The sequence below is a fragment of the Candidatus Polarisedimenticolia bacterium genome (assembly GCA_036004685.1).
Classification (GTDB): domain Bacteria; phylum Acidobacteriota; class Polarisedimenticolia; order Gp22-AA2; family AA152; genus DASYRE01.
This window is the reverse complement of the sequence record DASYRE010000050.1, coordinates 132,254-139,127: the sequence shown is the minus strand read 5'-3', so window position 1 is coordinate 139,127 and position 6,874 is coordinate 132,254. Positions and strand designations below refer to the sequence as shown.

9 protein-coding genes are annotated in these 6,874 nt (G+C 65.6%); 8 read left to right on the top strand and 1 reads right to left on the bottom strand.

Features of this window, described 5'->3' with window-relative positions; translation table 11 throughout:
• The coding region (locus VGR67_14010) for an acetyl-CoA acetyltransferase (protein HEV8337524.1) at window positions 1–178 on the bottom strand (178 nt) is incomplete at its 3' end.
• Window positions 179–528: 350 nt separating this feature from the next.
• Here VGR67_14010 and VGR67_14005 point away from each other — a divergent pair.
• The 8 genes from VGR67_14005 to VGR67_13970 all read left to right on the top strand — a co-directional run bounded on the left by VGR67_14005 (window position 529) and on the right by VGR67_13970 (window position 6,873).
• Window positions 529–744: a hypothetical protein gene (locus tag VGR67_14005; GenBank protein HEV8337523.1), complete on the top strand. Its 216-nt coding sequence runs from the start codon at window positions 529–531 to the stop codon at window positions 742–744.
• Between the two features lie 185 nt (window positions 745–929).
• On the top strand, window positions 930–1,529 hold the full coding sequence (locus tag VGR67_14000; protein HEV8337522.1) for a hypothetical protein: 600 nt from the start codon (window positions 930–932) through the stop codon (window positions 1,527–1,529).
• A gap of 1 nt (window position 1,530) precedes the next feature.
• Complete coding sequence (locus VGR67_13995; protein ID HEV8337521.1) at window positions 1,531–2,463, top strand: bifunctional 5,10-methylenetetrahydrofolate dehydrogenase/5,10-methenyltetrahydrofolate cyclohydrolase; 933 nt, start codon at window positions 1,531–1,533, stop codon at window positions 2,461–2,463.
• Window positions 2,464–2,501: 38 nt separating this feature from the next.
• Entirely contained in the window at window positions 2,502–3,116 is a 615-nt protein-coding gene (coaE, locus tag VGR67_13990) for a dephospho-CoA kinase (GenBank protein HEV8337520.1), read from the top strand.
• Window positions 3,117–3,125: 9 nt separating this feature from the next.
• Complete coding sequence (locus tag VGR67_13985) at window positions 3,126–4,529, top strand: TldD/PmbA family protein (GenBank protein HEV8337519.1); 1,404 nt, start codon at window positions 3,126–3,128, stop codon at window positions 4,527–4,529.
• Between the two features lie 14 nt (window positions 4,530–4,543).
• Window positions 4,544–5,893, top strand: a complete 1,350-nt coding sequence (locus VGR67_13980; protein HEV8337518.1) for a TldD/PmbA family protein — start codon at window positions 4,544–4,546, stop codon at window positions 5,891–5,893.
• A gap of 88 nt (window positions 5,894–5,981) precedes the next feature.
• Window positions 5,982–6,551, top strand: coding sequence for a hypothetical protein (locus VGR67_13975; protein HEV8337517.1), 570 nt, complete (start codon window positions 5,982–5,984; stop codon window positions 6,549–6,551).
• A complete protein-coding gene (locus VGR67_13970) occupies window positions 6,532–6,873 on the top strand; it encodes a transcriptional regulator (protein HEV8337516.1) in 342 nt (113 codons plus the stop codon). The genes VGR67_13975 and VGR67_13970 overlap by 20 nt, the downstream gene beginning before the upstream one ends.
• Window position 6,874: the final 1 nt, after the last annotated feature.

Genomic DNA, 6,874 nt, shown 5'->3' with positions numbered 1-6,874 from the left:
CCCCCTGGAGAACGTTCCCCATGATCACTTCCCCCACGGCATCGGGAGAGAGGCCGGCCCTCCGGAGCGCTTCCTGGACGACCTTCGCTCCCAGGTCGGTGGCCGAGAAGCCCTTGAGACTTCCTAGGAACTTTCCGACGGGAGTCCGGACGGCGCCGGCGATAAGAGCTTTGGCCATGGATTGCCTCCTCGGGGAGAAATGTAACAATCTGTTGGATTATAGCTGTCTGGCGCGAGGCGGGGCAACGGCTCCCGCAGCCGCTCGGAAACCCGGCGGGCGCGAAGGTTTGGGCCATCTTTCCGGTTGACAGTTCGGACTTCCTTGAGTATATCTTTCCGTGAGCGTCCTGAAATCTCTCTTTTCCCAGCGGTTAGGCTTCCCGGGAAGCACCCAGCCGCCGGGATCGGGACGCGGCGACCATGGGGAATAGGTTCGATCTCTCCCTATCTGGGGGGGTAGTGGAGAGACGGGCCCGCATTTCCGCACGGAGATGCGGGCCCGTCCTAATTTCCGACGTCGGAGGACTCATGAAGGTCCAAGGCTGGAAGATGAAACCGATCGCCCCGAAAGGATGGTCGGAGGCGGACGGGCCGCTGTCCGACGACATCCGCGTCGAAACGGTGGTGGCCACCAAGGAAAACAAGCGCGTGGTCCTGCACCGCGTCGTCAAAAAGAATCCCGACGGCTCGGAAGAAGTCTTCATCATCAAGGCTACTCCCAAGATCCTGAGCACCGATCACTGAGCCCGGTCCCGATCCCGCTTCCGGCCCGCCGATCGCCGGGGCCGCTCAATCTTGACACTCCCTCGCATTAGGCCTATCGTTTGGCGCCCTCGCATCGTTTTCGTCGCCTCAGACGCGTGCTGCTGGTTGGGCTCCGCCGGATGATTCCTTCTCCCGCTTCTCTTCGCCCGACTCGAGCCGCCTGGTTGACGCTCGCCTTCCTGCTCTGCGGCTTCGAGGCGGCGCGCCCTCAGGAAGCGAAGCTGATCGCCGGAGCGCTCTGCACGCGGGGGGAAAAACCCGAAACGACCGCGCGGGCGGACGCCGCCGGGATCACGTTCGAGGCGAGGCCCTTGACCCTGGCGGAATGGGAGACCCGCCTCGAGAAAAGCGGCTCGGGGATGCGGGGAATCTTGCGGCGTCGCGACGGCTCTCCTCCGCCCTTCCAGGTCTTCCTCCTGGCGATTCGAAACCGCTCCCCGGAACCGCTGAGATTCCAGCCCGGCAACATCGTGCGGATCGCCGGGGCGGAGCAACAGGACCACATCCTCGACTACACCGATCTCTACCGCTTCCTGGAAGAGGAGGGGAAGAATCCGGACGCGCTGGAGGGAATACGCGAGTCTTTCTTCGACTCGGGTCTTACGCTCGAGCGCGCGGATTCGATCGAGCGGCTCCTTTTTTTCCGCGAGCTGCCGGTCAAGGCGAAGAAGAAGCAGCTCGTCCTGCTCATGTCGGCTTTCCAGGTCGGCTCCGAGACGCTTCAGGCTTCCCTCCCTTGGCATTTCGAGAAGGAGAGGAAATAGGGTGGCGGCCCGGCCGCTGAGCGGCGCAACGGTGGCGCGCGAAATCCGCTCGGAGGTCGCCTCCGCGGTCGAGGACTTCGTGTCCCGGGAAGGGCACCGGCCCAGGCTGGCGGTCATTCTGGCCGGGGAAGACGTGGCTTCCGGAGTCTACGTTCGCAACAAGCTGAAGGCTTGCACGGAAACCGGCATCGACTCCGACCTGATCCGTCTGGAGGGGCCCGGCGCCGGCAGCCGGGTCCTGGCGGCCGTCCGGGAAGCCAACCGCCGGAGCGACGTGGACGGGATCCTCGTCCAGCTTCCGCTTCCCGACGGCGTCGACGAGGCGGAGATTCTCCAGGAAATCGACCCCGGAAAGGACGTGGACGGGTTGCATCCCCTGAACGCGGGGCGCCTTCTGCTGGGACTCGAGGGTCTGCGGCCTTGCACGCCGAGCGGGATCATGGAGCTGCTAGTCCGATCGGGAATCGAGATCGCCGGAAAGAGCGCCGTGGTTATCGGCCGGAGCGAGATCGTCGGGAAGCCGATGGCGCTCCTGCTGCTCCAGGCTCACGCCACGGTGACGATCTGTCATTCGCGGACGCGGAATCTGCCTGCCGTGGCGGCCGGCGCCGAGATCCTCGTGGTCGCGGCGGGGAAACCGGGATTGGTCGACGAGGAATTCATCCGATCGGGGGCCGTGGTCGTCGACGTGGGCATCCACCGCGTCGAGCGGGAAGCGCAGGTGCTCGATCTCTTCGGCGCCGAGTCGAGCCAGGCGCAGGCCTTCCGCAACGGCCGGACGGTTCTCGTGGGCGACGTCCACCCCCGGCGGGCGGCGGCGACGGCGGGAGCCCTGACTCCGGTTCCGGGAGGCGTGGGCCCTCTGACGATCGCCTGCCTCCTGCAGAACACGCTGAAGGCGGCACGGATGCGGCGCGCGGCGGCGCGCTCATGATCCGGAGCGCGACGCCGTCTCCTCGGAAAGTGCTTCGGGTGGCCCTGACGGGAGGAATCGCCACCGGCAAGTCGGAGGTGGCCGGAGTTTTCAAGGAGATGGGGGCAACCGTGCTCGACGCGGATTCGCTCGGACACGAGCTCATGAAGCCCGGCTCTCCGGCCTACGACGAGATCCGGGCGGCCTTCGGCGACGAAGTCCTCGCGACCGACGGCCGCATCGATCGGAAAGAGCTCGCTCCCCGCGTCTTCGGGGACGCCTCGGCCCGACACCGGCTCAACGCCATCCTGCATCCGCGGATTGTGACGAAGATCGAGGAGCGCCTCCAGGAGTTTGCCGGCCGTCCTCCGGGCGGGATCATCGTCGTCGAGGCCGCGCTGCTCGTCGAGGCGGGAGCGGACAGGATCTTCGATCGAATCGTGGTGACCCATTGCGACGCCGGGACCCAGAGCGCGCGACTCGAGCGGCGGGACGCGCTCAGCGGCTCCGAAGCCAAGCGCCGGATCGCCTCGCAGACGGTGCCGCAGAAACGCCTCGAAGCAGCGGACTACCTCATCGACACCTCCGGAACCGCGGAGGAGACCCGGAGCGCCGCCCGCAGGACGTTCGCGGCCTTGCGCCGGGATCTGGAAGCCCAGGATTCGATCCGCTAAGGAGACAGGATGAGCTTCATGGAAGCCGATCAGGCAAAGAGAATCCTCGAAACGCTTCTCTCCCGCGGCGGCGACTTCGCCGAGGTCTACTGCCAATCCGACGAATACACCCGCATTCTGCTGGACGACGGCAAGCTCGAAGAGATCCTGTCGGGCGAGGATGCCGGAATCTCCCTCCGGCTCGTCTCCGGGGACCGGACTTTCTTCTATTCCGGAAACGACCTCGACCCGGAAGTCCTCATTCGGGAGGCGGCGCGCCTCGCCGCAGCCGTCGAGCCGGGCGGGGCCGCGGCGCAGGTCCCCGATCTTCGGAACACCCCGGTTCCCGCGGTCTCGCCGGTCAGGATCCTTCCCGCCTCGGTGGACATGGGGAAAAAAGTGGAGCTGCTCCGGCGGGCGGAAAGGACGGCGCGAGGCGTCGACGCCCGGGTGGCTCAATTCTCCGCGAGCTACGGCGACTCGCTGCTGGCGATCACGGTGATCAACTCCGACGGGACCTTGGCCCGCGAGCAGCGCGTCTATACGACCTTGTTCGGCTCGGTCATCGCCCGGGAGGGCGATCAAATCCGGACCGGATACCACTCGCTTGCCGAAACCCGGGGGTTCGAGCTCTTCGACGAGCATCCTCCGGAGGAAGTGGGAAGGGAGGCCGCACGAATCGCCCTGGTCCAGCTTTCGGCCCGGCCGGCTCCCGCCGGCACGTTCACCGTGGTCCTTTCGTCCAAGGCGGGCGGCACGATGGTCCATGAGGCGTGCGGCCACGGACTGGAGGCGGATTTCGCGGAGAAGTCGCTCTCCATCTACGCCGGCAAGCTCGGCGAGCGGGTTGCCTCCGATCTGATCACCGTGGTCGACGACGGAACGCTTCCCAATCGGCGCGGATCGACCGGAATGGACGATGAGGGAATCCCGAGCTCCCGAGTCCTGCTGATCGAGAAAGGGATTCTGAAGTCCTATCTTCACAGCCGCCGGACGGCCCGGAAGCTCGGGCAGGCGCCCACCGGAAACGGCCGCCGAGAAAGCTACCGCTACCTTCCGATTCCCCGCATGCGCAACACGCTGATCGTCCCCGGAGAGACGCCGCCGGAGGAGATTGTCTCCGGCGTCGAGGAGGGTATCTTCGTCTGTCAGATGGGAGGAGGCGAGGTGGACATCGCCAGCGGAAACTTCATCTTCAACGTGGGTGAGGCGTACATGATCCGCAACGGCAAGATCGCCGAGCCGATCCGGGACGCGACCCTCATCGGCAACGGTCCGGAAGTGCTCGGTAGCATTGACGCGGTAGGATCCGATCTCGGATACGGGGTCGGCACGTGCGGCAAGGACGGCCAGCGCGTCCCCGTCGCCGACGCGCAACCGACGCTGAGAATCCCGAGGATCGTGGTCGGCGGCACGGTCGCCGCGAACGAATGAGGCCCGAGGAGGCGATGGAAAACAGAGAGCCTGAGAAGATCATCGATCGGGGCCTGGACCTTCTCCGGAGGGCCGCGGCCGACGGGGGGGAGGTTTACTTCCAGCATACGCACGACACTTCGGCCACGGTGGTGGATCAAAGCGTCGAGTCGGTCGAAGCCAAGCAGGAGTGCGGCGCCGCGTTTCGGGTCTTCAAGGAAGGGCGCGTCGGCTTCTCCTTCACCCCCGACACCAGCCTCGCAGGGCTCCGGAGAGCCGTCGACCGCGCCGTGGCGATTCTCCCCCACGTCGACCCGGAGGAGCCGAATACGGTCCCGGATCCCGAGGAATCCTCCTTCAACCTGAAGAACGAGGACCCCGAGCTCGGACAGGTGACCGTCGAGAAAAAAGTGGACATGGCGCGGCGGATCGAGAGCTGCGCCTTGCGCTTCTCGACCCGCGTCAAGCGCGTCCGGGAGAGCCGGTATTCCGACACGTGGGGCGGCTGCTGGATTGCGAACACGGCCGGCGTGCGGGCCTGGTACAGCCTGTCGCGGTCGGTGGGCTCGATCGAGCTGGTGGCCATCGACAAGGAGGAGAACCAAACCGGTTACGGTTCGGGTTTCGGCCTGGGGATCGACGACCTCGAGCCGGACGCGATCGGAATCGAGGCCGCCTCCCGGGCCATCAACAAGCTCGGGGCGGAACCGGGACCCACGCGCCGCACCGACGTGGTGCTCGATCCGGACGTCGTGGCGGGGGTTTTTGGAACGCTCGCGGCGGCTTTGTACGCCGACAGCGTGCTCAAGGACAAGTCGCTGTTCAAGGGGCTGCTTGGCCAGAAGGTGGGCCGCTCCACGGTGACGCTGATCGATGACGGCCGCCTTCCCGGATCGATGCACCTCGCTCCCGTGGACGGGGAGGGAGCTCCCACGCGCCGGACCGTGCTCATCGATCAAGGCATTCTGAACGGCTACCTCCACAGCCATTTCACGGCTCGGAAGATGGGGGTCGCCCGCACCGGAAGCGCCCAGCGGGGCGGCTACCTCTCATCCCCCCGCATCGGCATCTCCTCTCTCTATCTGCGTCCGACGGGAGTCAGCCGGAAGACCCTGCTGGGCATGGTGGCGAAGGGGATCTACGTCTCGGAAGTGATGGGACTCCACACCATCGATCCGATCTCCGGCGATTTTTCTCTCGGGGCCGCGGGATGGGAGATGGAGAACGGCCAAATGGTCCGGCCGTTCCAGAAAATGGGATTCTCCGGCAACGTCCGAGGCCTGCTGGACTCCCTCGCGGCGGTGGCCGACGACCTGCGCCTTTTCGCTTCCGGCAACACCGGATCGACGGTTCTCCTGGAAGGCATCAGCATCAGCGGCTCGTGAACCCCGGGCCGGCTGGTGGAAAACCCCTCGACAAACTCCTCGATATAGAGTACTCTTAATTGCAAAGTACTCTTTTGTGGAGGTTCCCATGGCCGAAATGGAACGGATCGAGAACGACTTGCATTACGTGCGGAACGTCGTGCAAAAGGCCGAGCGACAGAAGTCCCCCGCAGGAATCTACTGGCTCTGGGCGGCCATCGTCCTGATCGGCTTCGCGCTTCCCGATTTCGCCCCCCGCTACACCGGGATCTTCTGGATGCTCGCCGGTCCGGCAGGCGGAGCGTTGAGCGCCTACCTCGGTTGGCGGGACGCCCGCCGGCTGGGTTTCTTCCGCCGCGAGGAAGGGATCCGCCACTGTCTTCACTGGGGCGCGATGATGGGGGTGATTCTCCTCTCCGTTCCGCTGGCGACCCGGGGCGTCCTTCCCGGAGCGGGGCTCGGCAAGGTGATCCTCCTGCTCGTCACGCTGGCGTATCTGCTCGCCGGCGTCCACCTGGAGAGGCCCCTCGGATTCATCGGCATCGTGATGGCGGCGGGTTACGTCGCTCTTTTCTTCATTCCAGCCTACGGCTGGACGGTTCTGGGCGCGCTGGTGGCTCTCTCACTGGTCGCCACCGCCCTTTGGGGCGCTTCCTCCCATGCCACGCAGGAATTCTGAGACTGGGACCACGGAATGGCCGAGCCTCAAGGGACTGGACCGCCTCCTGGAACACCGCATTCGGCTGGGAGTCTGCGTTCTTCTTTCACGGAATGATGCCCTGAGCTTCAGCAGGCTGAAGGAATTCCTCAAAGAGACCGACGGCTCGCTCGGAGCTCACCTTCGCAAGCTGGAGGAGGCGGGTTATTTGAGCCTGCGGCGGGAGTTTCTGGATCGCAAGCCCGTCACCTGGTACGCGCTGACCCGGGCGGGGCGCGCCTCGCTGAAATCCCATCTGGCCGCGCTTCACGAGGTGATTCAGAGCGGCCCTTCCGCCGGATAGG